The sequence below is a fragment of the Vibrio sp. MOR3 genome (genome assembly GCF_001557775.1).
Classification (GTDB): Bacteria; Pseudomonadota; Gammaproteobacteria; order Enterobacterales; family Vibrionaceae; genus Vibrio; species Vibrio jasicida.
In genome coordinates this window covers 532,242-550,935 of record NZ_LNRD01000001.1, presented here as the reverse complement: position 1 = coordinate 550,935, position 18,694 = coordinate 532,242, and the positions used below count along the sequence as shown (strand labels likewise).

16 protein-coding genes are annotated in these 18,694 nt (G+C 44.7%); 7 read left to right on the top strand and 9 right to left on the bottom strand.

Annotation, left to right across the window (positions count from 1 at the left end; genetic code table 11):
- Positions 1-29 precede the first annotated feature (29 nt).
- From ATB76_RS02505 to ATB76_RS02495, 3 genes are all read right to left on the bottom strand, one after another.
- On the bottom strand, positions 30-542 hold the full coding sequence (locus tag ATB76_RS02505) for a hypothetical protein (RefSeq protein ID WP_039978069.1): 513 nt from the start codon (positions 540-542) through the stop codon (positions 30-32).
- A gap of 179 nt (positions 543-721) precedes the next feature.
- Positions 722-1,357: a response regulator transcription factor gene (locus ATB76_RS02500; RefSeq protein ID WP_061034529.1), complete on the bottom strand. Its 636-nt coding sequence runs from the start codon at positions 1,355-1,357 to the stop codon at positions 722-724.
- A 232-nt stretch (positions 1,358-1,589) separates the two neighbouring features.
- Positions 1,590-2,192: a beta-phosphoglucomutase family hydrolase gene (locus ATB76_RS02495; protein WP_061034528.1), complete on the bottom strand. Its 603-nt coding sequence runs from the start codon at positions 2,190-2,192 to the stop codon at positions 1,590-1,592.
- Between the two features lie 76 nt (positions 2,193-2,268).
- Here ATB76_RS02495 and arfB point away from each other — a divergent pair, with 76 nt between their 5' ends.
- Both arfB and ATB76_RS02485 read left to right on the top strand, forming a co-directional pair.
- Positions 2,269-2,682: an alternative ribosome rescue aminoacyl-tRNA hydrolase ArfB gene (arfB, locus tag ATB76_RS02490; RefSeq protein WP_038867424.1), complete on the top strand. Its 414-nt coding sequence runs from the start codon at positions 2,269-2,271 to the stop codon at positions 2,680-2,682.
- A 70-nt stretch (positions 2,683-2,752) separates the two neighbouring features.
- A complete protein-coding gene (locus ATB76_RS02485; protein WP_061034527.1) occupies positions 2,753-4,522 on the top strand; it encodes a methyl-accepting chemotaxis protein in 1,770 nt (589 codons plus the stop codon).
- A 254-nt stretch (positions 4,523-4,776) separates the two neighbouring features.
- On the opposite strand, the gene vmeZ is transcribed toward ATB76_RS02485, so the two are convergent.
- Entirely contained in the window at positions 4,777-7,929 is a 3,153-nt protein-coding gene (gene vmeZ, locus ATB76_RS02480; RefSeq protein WP_039978065.1) for a multidrug efflux RND transporter permease subunit VmeZ, read from the bottom strand.
- Positions 7,930-7,937: 8 nt separating this feature from the next.
- Entirely contained in the window at positions 7,938-9,065 is a 1,128-nt protein-coding gene (vmeY, locus tag ATB76_RS02475; RefSeq protein WP_038867417.1) for a multidrug efflux RND transporter periplasmic adaptor subunit VmeY, read from the bottom strand.
- A 347-nt stretch (positions 9,066-9,412) separates the two neighbouring features.
- Between vmeY and ATB76_RS02470 the strand changes: the two genes are divergently transcribed.
- Positions 9,413-9,871: a cytidine/deoxycytidylate deaminase family protein gene (locus ATB76_RS02470; RefSeq protein WP_038867415.1), complete on the top strand. Its 459-nt coding sequence runs from the start codon at positions 9,413-9,415 to the stop codon at positions 9,869-9,871.
- 69 nt (positions 9,872-9,940) lie between these two features.
- Here ATB76_RS02470 and pepT read toward each other — a convergent pair whose 3' ends face one another.
- Together pepT and ATB76_RS02460 are read right to left on the bottom strand one after the other, a co-directional pair.
- On the bottom strand, positions 9,941-11,170 hold the full coding sequence (gene pepT / locus ATB76_RS02465) for a peptidase T (RefSeq protein WP_042603276.1): 1,230 nt from the start codon (positions 11,168-11,170) through the stop codon (positions 9,941-9,943).
- Between the two features lie 190 nt (positions 11,171-11,360).
- Positions 11,361-12,221, bottom strand: a complete 861-nt coding sequence (locus tag ATB76_RS02460; protein ID WP_038877598.1) for a DUF6279 family lipoprotein — start codon at positions 12,219-12,221, stop codon at positions 11,361-11,363.
- 263 nt (positions 12,222-12,484) lie between these two features.
- On the opposite strand from ATB76_RS02460, the gene ATB76_RS02455 reads away from it, so the two are divergent.
- The gene (locus tag ATB76_RS02455; protein WP_038867409.1) at positions 12,485-12,658 is read left to right on the top strand and encodes a hypothetical protein; all 174 of its coding nucleotides are present in this window, start codon (positions 12,485-12,487) and stop codon (positions 12,656-12,658) included.
- Positions 12,659-12,709: 51 nt separating this feature from the next.
- Here ATB76_RS02455 and ATB76_RS02450 read toward each other — a convergent pair whose 3' ends face one another.
- A complete protein-coding gene (locus tag ATB76_RS02450; RefSeq protein WP_227740525.1) occupies positions 12,710-13,342 on the bottom strand; it encodes a response regulator in 633 nt (210 codons plus the stop codon).
- On the bottom strand, positions 13,329-15,065 hold the full coding sequence (narQ, locus tag ATB76_RS02445; RefSeq protein WP_061034526.1) for a nitrate/nitrite two-component system sensor histidine kinase NarQ: 1,737 nt from the start codon (positions 15,063-15,065) through the stop codon (positions 13,329-13,331). The genes ATB76_RS02450 and narQ overlap by 14 nt, the downstream gene beginning before the upstream one ends.
- 246 nt (positions 15,066-15,311) lie before the next feature.
- On the opposite strand from narQ, the gene napF reads away from it, so the two are divergent.
- From napF to napA, 3 genes are read left to right on the top strand one after another with little or no spacing between them, the layout of a single operon-like run.
- Positions 15,312-15,797 (top strand): ferredoxin-type protein NapF, encoded by a 486-nt coding sequence (napF, locus tag ATB76_RS27050; protein ID WP_080774391.1) that lies wholly within the window; start codon positions 15,312-15,314, stop codon positions 15,795-15,797.
- Between the two features lie 42 nt (positions 15,798-15,839).
- The gene (locus tag ATB76_RS02440; RefSeq protein ID WP_038877602.1) at positions 15,840-16,148 is read left to right on the top strand and encodes a chaperone NapD; all 309 of its coding nucleotides are present in this window, start codon (positions 15,840-15,842) and stop codon (positions 16,146-16,148) included.
- The gene (gene napA / locus ATB76_RS02435) at positions 16,145-18,634 is read left to right on the top strand and encodes a periplasmic nitrate reductase subunit alpha (protein ID WP_038867401.1); all 2,490 of its coding nucleotides are present in this window, start codon (positions 16,145-16,147) and stop codon (positions 18,632-18,634) included. The genes ATB76_RS02440 and napA overlap by 4 nt, the downstream gene beginning before the upstream one ends.
- Positions 18,635-18,694: the final 60 nt, after the last annotated feature.

Here is an 18,694-nt window from a genome sequence, read left to right as displayed (position 1 = left end):
GGGCAGAGCCTCCCTCAGCACATTCCTTTCTACATGTGGAATAGAGTCACATACATCGCGCCGCTGTATTCACCCCAACGCGCACCAGCTTGAGGTTTAGAGGTAATTGAAAGCTTGTGCTCATCAGTCATCGTTTTATCTAGGTTGTTACTAATTTCAACAACTTGATGGATACGAGCAACGGTAGTGTCAATCCCTTTGTCTTTTAGCTTAGTTTCACCATTGAAGCTGTACTCCATTGGAATTTCATCTTCATTACTGTTGGTAAAACCGAACGGGTCAACTTGGACAATGCCTTTAGTACCGTATGAGTTGCACCATGTTTTAAAGCCAAATTCTTTGGTGTCAGATGATTTGGTCAAGTCGAAATTAATGACGTCCAAATTGCCGTAAGTCATCATTTCACAACGCTTAGGCACTTCACCTTTGAACTTGACATAAAAGTCTGCACGACCTTCGTCAGACCCAACGACCCAAGGGTTCGCAACGGCACCAGCCGATAAAAGTAACGCCATTGCTGCAAAACCTGCTAAACGTTTCATGATTGTTCTCCTTTACATTTATTCCTGCGGTTTAGACCAAAAGTTGAATTAAGTAGACGAGATAAATGTACGCCTTATTAACTTTTTTCCTATCGGTCATCTGACCAGCAATAATGAAATAAAGAATGAGGAAAGTATCATAAAAAAATAAAATTGATTTAGAACAATAAAAACAACAATTACTCCATCATTAAAGCACCAAGCTGATTACGACTCTGCTTCCCTGTTTTACATAAAATATGTGATACATGAGTTTTAACTGTGCTTAAACTTACGTTCATTTGAACCGCAATCTCCTTATTAGAATAACCTTGAACTAAATATAAGAATACTTTTTGCTCTTTCCCCGACAACTCATATTTCGTACCAAGAACTTCCATGGACAGGCCAGTATTTGATTGCCCTCTTACGATGTTTCTCAAGGAATAAGACATTGCCTCTCGACTAAACCAAAGCTGACCAGAGGTAACCATCCTTGTGGCTTTATGGAGAAGTTCTAACGTCATATCTGACTCAAGCAAGCCACACCACCCCAAAGAAATCAGCCCCTTAACACCTTCTAAGTCTTGTTGATTTGCATTCACAAGTATCCAAGCCCCTCCACGTGTAATTGGAGAAATTAAATGAAGAGATGGATTTCCTAGCGTAGAACGATCATAAATAACCAGATCATTTTCACTCAATCCCCAAAGTTTATTGACAGAAGTTTCAATAAAAAATGTATAAGCTTTAAAACTGTGTGAAAGACCCGAAATAACCAACTCAGACCACTCAGGATTTTCTGAAACAACAAAAACCTTTTGTGAGATCTTCATAATGCATCCTTTTAAGGATTGTAATAATTAAAAATAACAATTATAGAGAGTCTGAGTATATTACTTTATTATCAGATTGATATTTTGACTATCTTCACAATACAGTTTTTATTTATCTGGGTTAAATTTCGAAAACAGAAAATAAAAATTAAAACAAAAACGCCGCGATTATCGCGGCGTTTTTTCTATCAGATAAAGCTATACCCAAGTAATCTGAAAGTGATTAGCTGTATTAAGCTTTCGGGTAAAATACCAGTTTATCCCCTTCCACCATGACGCAATCCATGTCCGCGGCATGAGCGGCTTTTTTGCCAAGCTCGGTATCTTCAAATACCACACACTCTTTCGCGTTTAAGCCAAGCTGTTTTGCTGCCATCAGAAAAGTGTCTGGGAAAGGTTTGTGATTTTCTACGTCAGTAGCCGTCACGACTGCGTTTAGCTTCTTCAAGATGCCTGCTTTCGTCAGTAATCGCAGCGCACTGTCACGTTGACTGCCAGTCCCAACCGCGATCTTCTTTTCGCCAAAGTATTGGTCAAGAACCGTATTGGTGCAGGAAATGATTTCGCCATGCAGTTCAATCTCTGCAAAGGTTTCCATCTTGAAACGAGAGACAGTTTCAGGATCGAGAGACAAACCATGCTCACGGTTCACTTCACCTACAATTTTGAAGCTTGGCATTCCACCTAAGCTGTGTAACCAGTCTTGATGAAATGGGAAGTCAAATCGATCGGCTGTTGCTTGCCAAGCGGCCAAGTGCGCTGGCATGGTATCAATCAATGTGCCATCCATATCGAAAATCAGACCTTTGTAGGGGCTTAAATCTATCGTGTTCATGTCAATTCTTCTATTTATACATCTCTAGTGGTAATTTATCAGCCATTGCAACAAACCATATTGGCATTTAGTAAACATGCTCAAAATTTCGAACTCCGTCACAATTCAAGACTGGGAAATCCAATTATCCCCCATCCGCGCTCAAGGAAATGGTGGGCAAAACGTTAATAAGGTATCGTCCGCGATACATTTGCGCTTTGATGTACGTCATTCCACGTTGCCGGATTTCTATAAAGAGCGGTTACTTGCGCTGTCAGATAGCCGGATCACCAAAGAGGGAGTGATCATCATCAAAGCACAACAATTTCGGACGCAAGAGCAGAACAAAGAAGACGCATTAAACCGATTACAAGCGTTAATCCAATCTGCTAGCCGGACGGATAAGAAGCGTATTAAAACCAAACCAACACGCGCTTCGCAACGTCGCAGACTTGATAGTAAAAACAAGCAAGCGACAAAAAAACAGCAACGCCAAAGAGTGCTGTACTAAAAACGTCAGAGCTAACCATTGGGAACCTTTTGGGGCTCCTTACTTTAGTCAACTATTCAGGACAAGCTTTATGACTATCAGGCACAAGCTCTACTCCCTAGGAGTGATCGCCATTTTGGGTATCGTCACCCTGTTGGCCACCTCGTCACACTTTGCTAACCAAAGCCAAGAGCTCAACCACGCGATTAAACTCGTCGGAGATTTGGAAATCCGATTACTCAACCTTCGCCGTAACGAAAAGGACTTTTTATTACGCGGCAACAACAAATACCTTGGTAAGTTTGACGGAAACGTTGATAAGTTCCTTAGTACCGAACAAGAATTGGCAGGCATTCTTAGCCGTTATGACCTCCCTTCTAGCCACCAATTCAAACAAGACCTATTATCTTATCAAGCTGGCTTTCAAAAACTTGTAGCGGCCTATGAACGTTTCGGATTGGATAACCAAAGTGGGTTGCTTGCACCGTTTCAGCAAGCGCTGTCTGAAGCCAAGATAACCGCTAATCACGAACAAGTGATCGCTTTGACTCAATTCGATGAACTCGTAAAAGCAGGCGAAGTTAATGAGAGCCTATTACAAGGCTTATATGTACCAGCATTGATTGAGAGTGCGCATCAGCTTTCCGCTCAGAAACGAACCATAGGCGTTGCTTACAATAAAGGTTTATTGGGCGAGACTCGTGCCCTCTCTCATACTGTGGAAGAACAATTTAAGACGTTCTCTTCAGCACTGACCAATGCGGCTCAAGAACGCGATACTCAGAATGCTATCGTGAAGCAAAGCATCACTGTGCTGGTTTTGGTGGTGATATTTGCCCTTATTATGCAGATATCTCGGTCTATTAACTTACGAGTCAGCAGCTTATTAGCCACGATAAAAAACATCAGTGAAAGCAACAATATGGGTTTACGTTCTGAGCTAAAAGGCAAAGATGAACTGGTAGACATTAGTCACCACTTAAATGATCTATTAGATAAACTAGAACACTTAATCCATGGCACCCAAGAAAAGTCCGCACAGTTATCTGCTAGCACAGACAATATGCACCGCGAACTTGAAGGTGTGATGGAGCAATTCCACGCACAAGCTGACCACACCTCTTCTATGGCAACCGCCGTACAGCAAATGGTGGCGACAATTGGAGAGATTTCAGAAAGCACATCCGTCGCTGTAGAGGGCGTCCATCAAGCCGCAAGCAACGCAGAACAAGGTCGTACTGTCGTCGAGACTACAGTAACGAATGTCGGCCAGTTAACGGGCATTCTGTCTAATAGCCAACAATCGATTGGTTCTTTGAACGAACACGTTGCGAAAATTGGTGGTGCAGTCAACATCATCCAAGACATTGCAGAACAAACTAATCTACTTGCTCTCAACGCGGCAATTGAAGCGGCGCGTGCTGGCGAACAAGGACGCGGTTTTGCGGTCGTTGCAGATGAGGTTCGTGCATTGGCAAGCCGCACACATCAATCGACAGAGGAGATTACTCGCGTGGTGTCAGACATTCAATCACAAATGTCGATGGTGGTTTCAGATATTGATCAATGTAATGACCAAGGGCAACAAACCCTATCGGCATCAGGACAATTGGATTCAAGCTTACAACAAATCATTGCCGACATGAACGCGATTCAAGGCAACTCGGAGCGCATTGCATCAGCTATTGAAGAGCAAGGCATTGTGATGAACCAAGTCAGTGATTCGATCACCGAACTGAATGTAATTTCCGAAAATAACATGCAGTCAGCCCAAGAATGTTTACACGAGGTGAACTCGGTTTCTGCACAAGCTCATGATATGGACGATGCCGTCGCTAAATTTAAGACACGCGACGTATAGACAGCGACAATCACTTAAGCATTCTGTGAATACGCCAGTTTCGCTCTGCCTTCATCCTAGTGAGAGTATAGGGATGTTTAAAGTGCTCAATAACTTCGACCTAGCATCACAAGATTTGAGCCCATATGAAAACGTCGAAGATTGGAGCAAGTGCCAAGAGCTTGGCAACTGATGCCTTTTCACTATCAACGTCAACAAAAAGCCCGAGGCACTCACATGCATCGGGCTTTTTATTATCAGAGTGAACTCAGCGTTTATTCATCATCAAGAGGAACAAGCTTGGTACTTCCGCCATGGATTTTCTCACGCTTTCTCTGTACCAATGCGTAGAAGCCTGGTATCAAGAAAGTACCTGCTAGCAGCACGCAGAGTAGCCCCCCTATCAACGAGATACCCAACGAGTTCTGACTCACGTGACCTGCACCCGCCGCAAAGATCAGCGGGAAGATACCCAAGATGAACGACCAAGAAGTCATGTTCACCGCACGGAAACGCAGTTTACCACCTTGAACAGCCGCACTATCGATATCCACATCTTTCTCTTCACGCTCCTGCTTGGCGAATTCTACAATAAGGATTGCATTCTTCGCCGCGAGCGCTATGAGTAGGACGAGACCTATCTGCGCGTACAAGTTGAGAGGTGTGCCTGTTAGGTTCAATGCGAGGAAGGACCCCAACGTCGCTACTGGCACCACTAGGATAATTGCAAGTGGAATCGTCCAACTTTCGTATTGCGCTACCATGAACAAATAAATGAAGATCAACGCCAACGCAAACGCATAAATCGCTTGGTTACCCGCTAGCACCTCTTGGTAGGCCATGCCCGTCCATTCGTAAGTGTAACCTTGTGGCAGAACTTCCGCCGCAACGCGTTCCATTGCTGCAATGGCATCACCACTTGAGTAACCCGGAGCTGGCTGACCTTGGATAATGGCACTGCGGTACATGTTGTATCGCCATGCTACATCCGGTTCAAACACTTGCTCATAACTCACTAGCGTACTCAATGGCACCATATCACCACCAGAAGAACGAACGTGGAAACGCTCTAAATCTTCCATGCTGCTGCGGTGTTCACTGTCTGCCTGCATGGTTACGCGGAAGTTCTTACCGAACATGGTAAAGTCATTCACGTAAAGTGAACCAAGGTTACCTTGTAGAGTTTGGAAAATAGACGACAGTGGGATGCCTAACTGTTGGGCTTTTTCACGGTCAATGTCGACGTAGTAATGCGGAACGTTGGCACGGAACGTACTGAAAGTGTACGCAATTTCAGGCGCTTGGTTAGCAGCCTGAATCATCTCGCCCATAACCATTGATAGGTCTGTACGGCTGCGGCCTAGCGTATCTTCAAGTACGAATTCAAAACCAGATGCCGCCCCCATACCCGGAACCGCAGGTGGTCCCATGGCAAAGACGATAGCTTGAGGAAGCTCCATTGCAGCTCGACCGTTAATACGGTTCGCGATCGCATTGGCAGAGTGCTCTCCATCTAAACCATTTCGCGTATCCCAATCATGCAGTTTGATAAACAGAGACGCACCGTTTGATGCTGCGGCACCTGTCATGAATGAGTAACCATTCGCAACGGTAACACCATCCACGCCCGGTTCCTGTTCCACCATCTTCATCAGATCATTTGTCACTTCCTCAGTACGAGAAAGCGAAGCGGAATCTGGAAGTTGCACGTTAACCAGCAAGATGCCCTTATCTTCTTGGGGTACAAACGCCGTTGACGTCGTTTTCGCAAAGAAGGTTACTGCAGCAACCGCAACAAAGAAGAAGGTGATCAGTAGGATCGACTTCTTCACTAGGAAGCCCGCAATTTGACCATAGCGCGCAGTCACTCGCTCAAGACCACGGTTAAACGCTTGGAACCAGTTTGCCGTGTTGCCACCACCCTGTTTCAATACCAACGAACATAACGCTGGAGACAGTGTTAGTGCGTTAATCGAGGAAATAACAACTGAAATACAGATGGTCAGTGCAAACTGACGATACATAATGCCAGTGATACCCGGAAGCATGGCAACTGGAAGGAATACTGCTAATAGAACCAAAGTCGACGTAACAATTGGACCCGTCACCTCTTTCATTGCGATCAAGGTTGCTTTACGCGGTGAAATACTCGGGTCTTTCGCCATCGTGGTATCCACGTTTTCGATAACCAGAATCGCATCATCTACAACGATACCGATAGCGAGAATCAAACCAAACAGCGTTACTGTGTTTATGGTGAAGCCTGTGGCCTGCATGATGGCAAAGGTACCAATAAGCGACACCGGAATGGCCACCACTGGAATTAAGGTTGCACGCGCACTCCCCAAGAACAGATAAGTCACTGCGATTACCAGCAAGATTGCTTCAATCAGCGTTTTGACAACACCCTTAATCGATTCGGCAACAAATACGGTTGTATCGTAACTGGTTTCGTAAGCCATACCTTCAGGGAAGTTCGTACTTAGGCGATCCAGCAAGTCCATGACCGCCTTACCACTTTCCAGTGCATTGGCATCCGATTGCAAAGACAGCGCCACGATAGAAGCGTCTTGACCACGGAACTTACCGTTACCGTCGTAGAACTTTTTACCAAGTTCAACACGAGCAACGTCTTTCAGGTACACCGTTGAACCGTCTGAATTGGCACGAAGAACCACGTCTTCGAACTCACTCACGCTTTCCAAACGACCTTTGGTCACTAGGTTAAACTGAACTTCTTGCGGATTATTGTAAGGCGCAGCGCCAACACGTCCTGCAGCAACTTGAACGTTTTGTTCAGCTAACGCCGCGTATACGTCGCTCGTGGTTAGGTTGAGGTTGGCCATCTTCTCTGGATCCAACCAAACACGCATTGCGTATTCACCGCCACCGATAACGTTAACTTCACTGATGCCTTTAACACGCGCTAACTGGTCTTTCACGTTCAGGTTGATGTAGTTGATAAGGAACTTGTCATCATACTTACCATCTGGCGAGTAGAAGTTCAGAACCATCAACAGGTCCGGAGAACGCTTTTTCACCGTGACACCGACCATACGCACTTCTTGAGGCAACTTGGACTCAATCTGTGACACTCGGTTTTGCACGTTAACCTGAGCCATGTCTGGGTCTGTGCCTACATCAAAGGTGACATTTAGGCTGTACGAACCGTCATTCGCGCTTTTCGAAGACATGTAAATCATGTTTTCTACGCCATTGACGGAGGTCTCTATGGGGTCGGCTATCGCCTGTTCAACCACTTCGGCACTCGCGCCAGTGTAAAACGCCGTCACGCTCACCGATGGCGGACTGATTTTAGGATATTCAGCAACGGGTAGGATCGCTAAAGAGATGGCACCTGCCAACGTCAAAATGATCGAAATTACCAGTGCAAACTTTGGTCTTTGTATAAAGAAACGACTTAACATTCCGCCTCCTACTGCTTGTCTTCAGCAGGTGCTTGAATGCGCACTTCTACGCCGTTACGCACACGTTGCAGACCTTGTGTAATGACCGTATCGTCCTGTTCTAGACCTTCATTAATGATGATGCCCTGCTCGACTTGTGGACCAAGCTTCACATTGCGACGTTCAGCAACATTACCTTCTGCCGTCACCATAACGAAGTCACCTTCGAGGTCAGTTTGAACCGCACGACGTGGTACAACGATCACGTCTTTCGCGTTTTTATCACGCAAGTTCACTTTAATATGCTGACCAGGAAGTAATTTCTGTTCTGGGTTTGGCACCAAAGCACGCATAGCAATCGTACCCGTCTGAGTATTGATACGGTTACCCAAGAAGTCCAACTGACCGAGATGCTCGAAGTACTCGCCGTTTTCAAGTTCAAGTTGAACCTCTACCCCACTCGACTCAGCACTCCCATCACCTTTGATACGATCCATTCCAAGCGTTAAACGCTCACGTTCGCTCACGCTGAATGAAGTATGTACTGGGTCTAAGCTAACCAGTGTCGTTAGGATGCCAGAAGATGGAGAAAGTAGGTCACCCGTACTTACTTTACTGTCACTGATGCGACCGCTAAATGGCGCTCGGATTTGCGTGTAAGAAAGGTTAACTTCCGCCAGTTTAAGCTGCGCATTTGCGGCTTCCAATTCAGCACGAGCACCAAGTAACGTTGCCGTTAATGCATCAAACTCGGATTGCGAAATACTGCCACGAGGAAGCAAGTTTTTGCCGCGTTGGTGATCAAGCTCCGCTTTTTTCAATGCTGCTTTCGCTTGAGCTAGTGCTGCTTTAGCACTCGCCACTTGAGCTTCGAAAGAAGAAGGCTCTATGGAGTACAACAGCGCCCCTTTTTCGACCATTTGACCTTCGTCAAAATGGCGAGCTTCGAGGTAGCCGGAGACTTGTGCCGTAATATTCGTATCTTCTACTGCTTCAATGCGGCCGATGTAAGATTTACTCGGCTGGTAGTCGATAATTGTGACATCCTGAGTCACAACAAGAGGAGCTTGGCTCCCCTTCTGGGCATTGTTTGCTTCTCCGCATCCCGCGAGGATAGCTGTTGCCGCCATTAATGCGACGAGTGGTTTCTTTTGCATGTATATACCGTCTTTATAGAACAGGATTCAATTGACAATACCCTAACCTTACAGGGAGCTTTGTCCGAAAACTTCAAGAGAAATAAGGGAATGTGTTTCAAAGTGTAAGCTGATGAAACGACTCGCAAACATAGTAATAATGGCGCTAAAAATGTTGCGATCATGTTCGTGGTTTAACATGAAAATCATCTTGGTAACTCACTTCATCATTGCCATTTTTTTACGCAATCATTGTTATATGAGTTAATAAAGTGAAAACTTCGTTGAGAGGAAGCATGATTTGACTATTTTTTTAAACAGAATGGGTTATCATGCAATTAATTCAAAGCTTTCGACCGAGGATGAGTATGATTTCTAAATGGGAGAAACGTTTTTACCAAATGGCTGAGTTAGTGGCGTCTTGGAGTAAAGACCCATCTACACAGGTCGGTGCGGTAATCACTAAACAGAACCGCATTGTTTCGGTAGGCTTCAACGGCTACCCACATGGCGTGTCTGACAGCGTTGATACAGATGAACGTGAGCTAAAATACCTCAAAACACTACACGCAGAAGAGAATGCGATTCTGTTCTCTAAACGCGATTTAGACGGTTGTGATATTTGGGTAACCCACTTCCCTTGTCCAAACTGCGCAGCAAAGATCATCCAAACCGGGATCGCTCGAGTAAGCTGTCCAGAACAATCAGAAGACTTTTTGTCTCGATGGGGTGACAAGATTCAAGTGAGCCAAGATATGTTTGACCAAGCAGGCGTTGAAGTAAACTGGTTACCAATAAGCGACATTGAAGAAAAAGATGTTCGCTAATTCTGATTAAGACGCCAAAAAATAAGAAAGCCCAGACACTGTCTGGGCTTTTTGTATCTAGCGTGACACTTAGCTATGCTTCTTCGCGGTAAGTTCAGCAATTTTCACAATGACTTGTACTGATTTCTCCATCATTTCTACCGAGATAAATTCATGAATGCCATGGAAGTTATAACCGCCGGTAAAGATGTTCGGACAAGGTAAGCCCATAAATGATAGGCGCGCACCGTCTGTACCACCGCGTATCGGTTTAATAAGTGGCTCTACATCGCACTCTTCCATCGCTAATTTAGCGAGTTCGATAATGTGAGGGTAAGGCTCTACCATCTCTCGCATGTTGTAATAGCTGTCAGTTAACTTCAAATCAACCGAGCCATGCTTCAGCCCCGCGTTCATGTCATCGACTAGCTTCTGCATAAAGGCTTTACGGCTTTCAAGTCCTTCACGATCGAAATCACGGATGATGTAACCTAGCTCACTGCGGGCGACACCAAGTTCACCAGATTTAAGATGAAAGAAACCTTCGTAGCCTTCTGTCGTTTCTGGCGTTTGATCTTCTGGCATCTGCACTTGGAATTTCGCAGCCAAGTTCATCGCGTTAACCAGTTTACCTTTAGCAGTGCCTGGATGAACACTTACGCCATGGAAAATAACGTCTGCACTGGTTGCGTTGAAGTTTTCGTATTCCAATTCTCCTTGAGGGCCACCGTCGATAGTGTATGCCCATTGCGCGCCAAACTTTTCTACATCGAACAAATCAGCACCGCGACCAATCTCTTCATCGGGAGTAAAGCCGATACAAATATCACCGTGTGGGATTTCTGGGTTTTCGATCAACATGGCAACAGCAGATAGAATCTCTGCAATACCCGCTTTGTTGTCAGCGCCAAGCAACGTTGTGCCGTCAGTGGTAATTAGGTTGTGGCCATGAAGTTCATGCAGATCTGGATACTGCACCGGAGAAAGCACTTCATCACCTAGACCAAGAGCGATATCACCGCCTTGGTAATCTTCAATAAACTGGGGATTTACGTTTTTGCCTGAAGCATCAGGCGCGGTATCCATATGAGCAATAAAACCGATAGCAGGCACAGCGTAATCAACATTCGACGGTAATTTTGCCATTAGGTAACCGTTATCACTTAAGGTTACGTTGCTCAATCCGAGTTCCTGCATCTCTTTCTTTAAATGCTGAGCAAAAACTAACTGGCCGCCAGTACTTGGGCAGGCGCTCTCGTGGGGATTTGATTGAGTATCGAACGTGACGTAGCGAAGAAATCTTTCAACTAAATGCTTCATAATTATTCTCATTGTTTTGGGTGAAGGCCCGCACAAGGGATACATGGGTGTGCGAGGATCCTATCCAACATGGTTCGACAAGCCATGTTACGCTCATGCCACAATAAGAATTTGCTTTGAATCAGTTTTTCATCAGAAAGTGCTGGTATGCCCTACCAGCACTCACACTAACAGATTGTTTTATCGAGTATTAATTCAGTAGTTCTTCAGCAAGCTCACGCCATTCACGAATTTTGCCATGAAAATGTCGCCATTGTTTATCACTCATCGATTGGGATATATCTAGAGTGAATTGATCCGTCAGTTCGATATTACGATCAATATTGTCCCTCAATTGATCACTATAATAACTTTCCGGCTCGAATAAGAGCTTCATGAATACCTGCTGGTAAACAACAGTGTTGGTTTTATTTTCGAAAAGGTACTCTAACTCCTGAATTATTGATGAGCGGTAATCTCGCCATAACGGACTATTTATAATCACCTCTTTAGAAAGTTGTTTCGCGCGCACTTTTTGCTGGTTAGATAATTTACCAAGCCACTCTTCCATCCACTCTTCTGTATTCTCTAAGACAATTTCTCGCAGCTCTTGTTCCGTTTTCCCTGCGTATTTTTCATCTCTTTCTTTGTAACGCTCTTTTACACTGTCGACAAACTCCGATTCTTGCTTAGTGTCTAACTGCATACTCAGCGAGAAGAGGTCCGGCGCGGCTTTCGAGACAAGACGTTGGTAGTGGTCTCGCATTTGATCTCGGTTCGCTTGCAATGACTCTAGCGTCACGTTGTCTTTATTCAGTGACTCTAATTGTTTTAAGTGATCGATATATAAAGGTAATTCTTCCTCTTTATGCCAATCGGCCAGTAATAAAATACGCTCTTCAAGCAACGACTCTTGCTCTCCATCAAGAGAAACGTAATCGTCTAAATATTCAATCACAACCCAGTCTATATTGCTGTATAAAAACTTTTTTGCACATCCAGCTAACAACACAATAGATATCAATACAAATCCATATCGAACCGCTTTATTGGATAAACTTTTAAATTTCATCACCGATCCATATTCCCTTTTTTATTGATTAAGTTCTATACTCACCCTAAATCACTTAGTATTGCGGCAAACTTTCGTCAGTATGGCAAAGTCTTTTTGCCACCCTCGTAGTATATAGAGTTTGAAATTAACTTTTTTATCACAACTATCCGCAAAAAAGTGAGTTAGTGCGCAATTATCGACCAAAACATGAACGAGACGGCGTTCCTTAAATGGCATATAAATTGCATCAATAACAACAGGATAGTTTATGGAGGCGTAGCATGGCTGCTGCTGAGCAACTTGATACGATTGTAGAGTACGAAATTCGTTACTTTGAACAGGGGAAAATACACAGTATGAGAGTGGTCGCGGAAGATAAGAAAGCGGCACATCATTACTATTTAGAGTGCGGTAAATACAACAGCGATTTGTACTCTATTCGCCCAGACAAATAAAAAAACCGCCTAAATTTGGGCGGTTTTTGCATCTAAAGCACTCAGAGTAAGTTACTTAATTTCACCAAAGCGCTCTAGGTAAAGCACGGTTGCTGCAGTACGTGAAGGTACTTTCAGCTTTTTGAGTAGACTCTTCATGTGTACTTTTACCGTCGACTCAGAGATAAACAGGCGATCTGCGATCTGTTTATTACGGAAGCCACGTGCTACCTCTTGCAGGATCTGCGTCTCGCGATCGGTCAGCGAGTCAAACACATCCTCTTGTCCTGAACGCTCGTTCAAGTATTTCGCAACCGCTTGGCTGTAGGCCTTGTCACCTTCATGTGCTTGTTTTAGTAGCTCAACTAATTCATCTGGCTCGGTATCTTTTAGTAAGTATCCGTCTGCTCCGCTACGCACAATCGCTTCAATATCCGCAGGGCTATCAGAAACCGTCAGGATTACAATGCGAGCTTCACAACCATCGGCACGAAGTGCTTTAAGCGTGTCCAACCCGGACATGCCTTTCATATTCAGATCCAGAAGCACCAAATCCAGCTCGAGTTCGTGAGCTTTTGCGACCGCATCCGCACCACTACTGGCCTCTGCGATAACTTCAAAGTCTGACTCAAAACTTAGCAACTGATGAATACCACGTCTCATGAGTGGGTGATCGTCCACCAGCATTACTTTACACACTGTCAATGTTTACTTCCTTACTATGTTGGAATTCTAGTCTCACGATACAACCATCGTTCTTTGCCGCCTCTACACTGAGGTCTGCGTGCAATCTTGCTGCACGTTCTTGCATGATGCTCATACCGTAATGATTTAATTTTTCGTCTTGTTGCTCAAAGCCTATACCATCATCAGCTACAGTCACTGTGACTTTCCCATCAGAATCAAGACATTGGATCTTAATATTCTTAGCTTGAGCGTGTTTTATCGCATTTATTGTCGCTTCTCTGATCAACTGTAGTAGATGCACCTGTTGATGCGCGTCTAATTCCGTTGATGAAAGCTTATTATTCAAAGAAATTTCCGCTGCTGTTTGTTCGTCTAACGTCGCCACCATTTCTTGAAGCGCTTGACCAAAACTGCCCTCTTTAATCGTAAGACGGAAGGTGGTCAAAAGCTCACGTAATTGGGTATAGGCAGCTGACAAGCCAGTATCGAGCTCAGCGATCACTTGATTCGTTTGAGAGATCGCTTTTTCATCTGGAATATTTTTCACACTGCGTTTGAGCAGCGATACTTGTATTTTTAGATAAGACAAAGCCTGAGCCAAAGAGTCATGTAACTCACGAGCAATAGTTGCACGCTCTTCCATCAATAACAGCTGCTCGGCTTGTCGTTGCGCACGGTTGTAATATACCGCACGTGATAAGATTTGAACAAAGTTGTCGATCAGGGTTTCATTCGGGCACGGTAAACCAGCTTTCCAATGTAAGTAACCGAGGTGCTCACCATCCAACGTTAATGTCTCACTGTGGCAATCGGTATCACAACCGTGTCGACACTCTTCTCCTTCGGTCAGTATCCAATTTGGCTCGCCAATTTGATCAATTTCGAGCTTAACTGCACGAATTCCTTCCAAACTTGCAATATGTTGTAAAATAGCTTGAAAATTTTCTTGATGGATACGAGAAGCCGTCAGCTCTTTAGATGAATCGTAGAGTACTTGGAGCGACTGATTTGCGTGTTGTAACTTGCGAGTTTTTTCGTCAACCGCTTGCTCTAACCCTCGATATAACTTACCCAAATCCATCGCCATCCGATTGAATGTTCGGGTTAAAATTCCCATCTCATTGTCGCTTGAGATGTTAAGCGACACATCAAATGAGCGGTTTTTAATTTGCTCACTTGCCGCAACCAAAGCGCGTAACGGCCTTACCACTTCTAACCGAATAAAATGCACAACAAACATGCTTGCACACAGAACCCCGCCAAGCCCCAGCCCGCCAATCCATGCTAGGTTGATGAGTTTTTGCTCAGAATAGTTTTGCAGCTTAAAAACAAAGGCATCAATTTGTTGAACAAAACCAGCGACTAAAACCAAGTATTGAGTCCGATCTTGGCTCTTTAATACCGATTTAAGTTCGTGCCAACGCAGAATCAACCGGTAATAGTCTTTTGTGATGTCTTCGGGCACCGTCCAATGTTGAAGCGCTCTCATAGAATGTGAATAGATTGACGCTTCAAATAAATCAATGTGTGAAGAATAATCAACAGATTCACTTTGAATATCATGAGCTAACCGATAACTCTGCATTCGCATTGAACCAGCAACGTTGACTGCCTCCGCATCGTTCAAACTTGATGCTAAAGTGAAAATAGCAAAGCCAGTAGTCGCTACAGAAAGAAGTAAAATCAACATCATGGCAGATGCAATTGTACGTGTTACTGACTTTTTCACATTTTTAAACAACTCTGAACTCCGCTCATTTGATAACCATGTTTGCCTTTCTACAACACGTATTATCTTTCAACTTTATCAATATGTGATCACCTGCGTCGGAATTTATTGATCCAAAACAATATTGCATTCGAATTACCCCCTAAGAGGTATTTATAGATATATGTCAAAAACTACAATTTCGTGTACTTAAATGACAGTTTATTAATGAAATTGTGGACTATGCTTAGTTTGGGTTTCAAATTTTGAGGTGACTAAGTGGTAGACCTTTCTCGAAGAAGACTTTTTGCTAGAAAAACGCAGTTGGATAATTCCTTACGTCTTCCTTGGATAGCGAAGCCAACGCAGTTTACAGACGACTGCACTCGTTGCGGTAAATGCGTCGAGGCATGTGAAACCAAAATTATAATCAAAAGCGACGGTGGATTTCCTGCGGTCAACTTTTCTATCGATGAATGCACTTTTTGTTATCAATGCGCCAATGTTTGTCCTGAACCCTTGTTCTTAGCAGAAACAGAACAGCCATGGCAGGCAAAAGCGAGCATCACCGATAGTTGTTTAGCTAAGCAAAATGTCGAGTGCCGAAGCTGCGGGGACATGTGTGACCCAATGGCAATCCGGTTCAAATTGGAACTGGGCAAGGTGGCACAACCAAATTTAGACCTTGATGAGTGTAACGGCTGCGGCGCATGCGTTTCAGTGTGCCCTACTTCATCCATCAATGTGAGCAATATAACAGCCTGAACCGTCAGTGGTCGGTGAAAGGCAATAAAACGAGAGAGACGTATGTCACTAAACGAAGTGCATATTTCAAGTCTGGTAGTGCATGTTCTGCCTGAACATTTAGCAGAGACGAAAACCCAGATCGAAACATATGAAAATGCGGAAATCTACGGCGACAGTCCTGAAGGCAAAATCATCGTTGTGCTTGAAACAGAGAACCAAGGTTTCATCACAGACACTATCGATGCGATTAATAATTTACCGAATGTCTTGAGCACGGTTTTGGTTTATCACCAAATCGAAACTGGGCTAGAAGAAACGGACGAAAAAGACACTGGAACACAACATTCCCAAATTGAGGGTGAAGTATGAAAATGACAAGACGTGCGTTTGTGAAAGCAAACGCGGCTGCATCAGCTGCTGCTGTCGCAGGTATTACACTACCAGCTTCTGCAACTAACCTGATTGCAAGCTCTGATCAAACCAAAATCACATGGGACAAAGCGCCTTGTCGTTTCTGTGGTACAGGCTGTTCTGTTCTTGTTGGTACTCAAAACGGTAAAGTAGTAGCAACACAGGGTGACCCTGAAGCGCCGGTAAACAAAGGCCTGAACTGTATCAAAGGTTACTTCCTTTCAAAAATCATGTACGGCCAAGATCGTCTGACTACGCCAATGCTGCGTATGAAAGATGGTAAATACGATAAGAACGGTGATTTCGCACCGATCTCTTGGGACGCTGCTTTCGACATCATGGCAGAGAAATGGAAAGCATCTCTAGAGAAAAAAGGCCCAACCAGCGTGGGGATGTTCGGTTCTGGCCAATGGACAGTAATGGAAGGTTACGCTGCTGCAAAAATGATGAAAGCAGGTTTCCGCTCTAACAATATCGACCCTAACGCGCGTCACTGTATGGCATCTGCTGTAGTTGGCTTCATGCGTGCATTTGGTATCGATGAGCCAATGGGTTGTTACGATGACTTCGAGAACGCAGACGCATTCGTTCTTTGGGGTTCAAACATGGCAGAAATGCACCCTGTACTTTGGACGCGTATTACTGACCGTCGCCTAAGCCACCCTCACGTTAAAGTGAACGTGCTTTCTACTTACTACCACCGTTCATTTGAGTTGGCAGATCATGGCTACATTTTCAATCCTCAGTCTGACCTAGCGATTGCTAACTTCATCGCAAACTACATCATCGAAAATGATGCAGTGAACTGGGATTTTGTAAACAAGCATACTAACTTCACCCAAGCTGACACTGATATTGGTTACGGTCTACGTGACGACGACCCACTACAAAAGGCAGCGAAGAATCCGAACTCTGGCAAGCTAACTTCTATCTCATTCGAAGAATACAAAAAGTCTGTAGCACCATATACGGTTGAGAAAGCGTCAGAGATCTCTGGCGTTGAAAAAGAAAAACTGATTGAGCTTGCAAAGCAATACGCGGATCCAAACACAAAAGTGATGTCTCTATGGACGATGGGTATGAACCAACATACTCGCGGCGTATGGATGAACAACTTGGTTTACAACATCCACCTACTAACCGGCAAGATTGCGACTCCGGGTAACAGCCCATTCTCACTAACAGGTCAACCATCAGCGTGTGGTACGGCTCGTGAAGTTGGTACATTTGCTCACCGCTTACCAGCAGATATGGTCGTTGCTAACCCTAAACACCGTAAGATTGCAGAAAATATCTGGAAGCTACCGGAAGGCACTATCCCACCGAAACCGGGGTTCCACGCAGTACTGCAAGACCGTATGTTGCATGACGGCGTTCTAAACTGTTACTGGGTTCAATGTAACAACAACATGCAAGCTGGTCCGAACATCAACGCTGAGCGTCTTCCTGGTTACCGTAACCCAGAAAACTTCATCGTCGTATCTGACCCATACCCAACCGCAACCGCGCAAGCTGGAGACCTTATCCTTCCTACCGCGATGTGGATTGAGAAAGAAGGCGCATACGGTAATGCTGAGCGTCGTACTCAAGCATGGTACCAACAAGTTGGTACGATTGGTGATGCGAAGTCTGACCTATGGCAAGTAATGGAATTCTCGAAACGCTTCAAGATGGAAGAAGTGTGGCCAGAAGAGTTACTTGCTAAAGCACCGGAATACCGTGGCAAAACCATGTACGACATGCTGTTCAAGAATGGTCAAGTGGACAAGTTCCCTATCGAAGAAGCGCGTGAGATGAACGATGACGCTCACCACTTCGGTTACTACGTACAGAAAGGTCTGTTCGAAGAGTACGCGACGTTTGGTCGTGGTCACGGTCACGACTTAGCACCATACGATGTTTACCACACAGTACGTGGTCTACGCTGGCCGGTTGTTGATGGCAAAGAAACACAATGGCGCTTTAAAGAAGGCTCTGACCCGTACGCGAAAGCAGGTTCAGGTTGGGACTTCTACGGTAATGCAGATGGCAAAGCGAAGATCATCTCTGCACCATACGAAGCGCCACCAGAAGTGCCTAACGAAGAGTTCGATATGTGGCTATGTACAGGCCGAGTTCTTGAACATTGGCATACAGGTACAATGACGCGCCGTGTTCCAGAGCTATACAAAGCAGTTCCAGATGCGGTGTGTTACATGCACCCTGACGACGCTAAAGCTCGCAACGTTCGCCGCGGGGAAGAAGTTCTGATGGCAAACAAACGTGGTGAAGTACGCGTTCGTGTAGAAACTCGCGGCCGTAACCGTCCGCCAAAAGGCTTGGTATTCGTACCGTTCTTTGATGCTCGTATTTTGATCAACAAGCTGATCCTTGATGCGACGGACCCATTGTCTAAACAGACAGACTTTAAAAAGTGTCCAGTCAAAATCACTAAGATTGCTTAACCGTCAAATAACGAATGCACAGGCCGCCAGCGCGGCGGCCTAGAAAAGAATTTTAGCCTT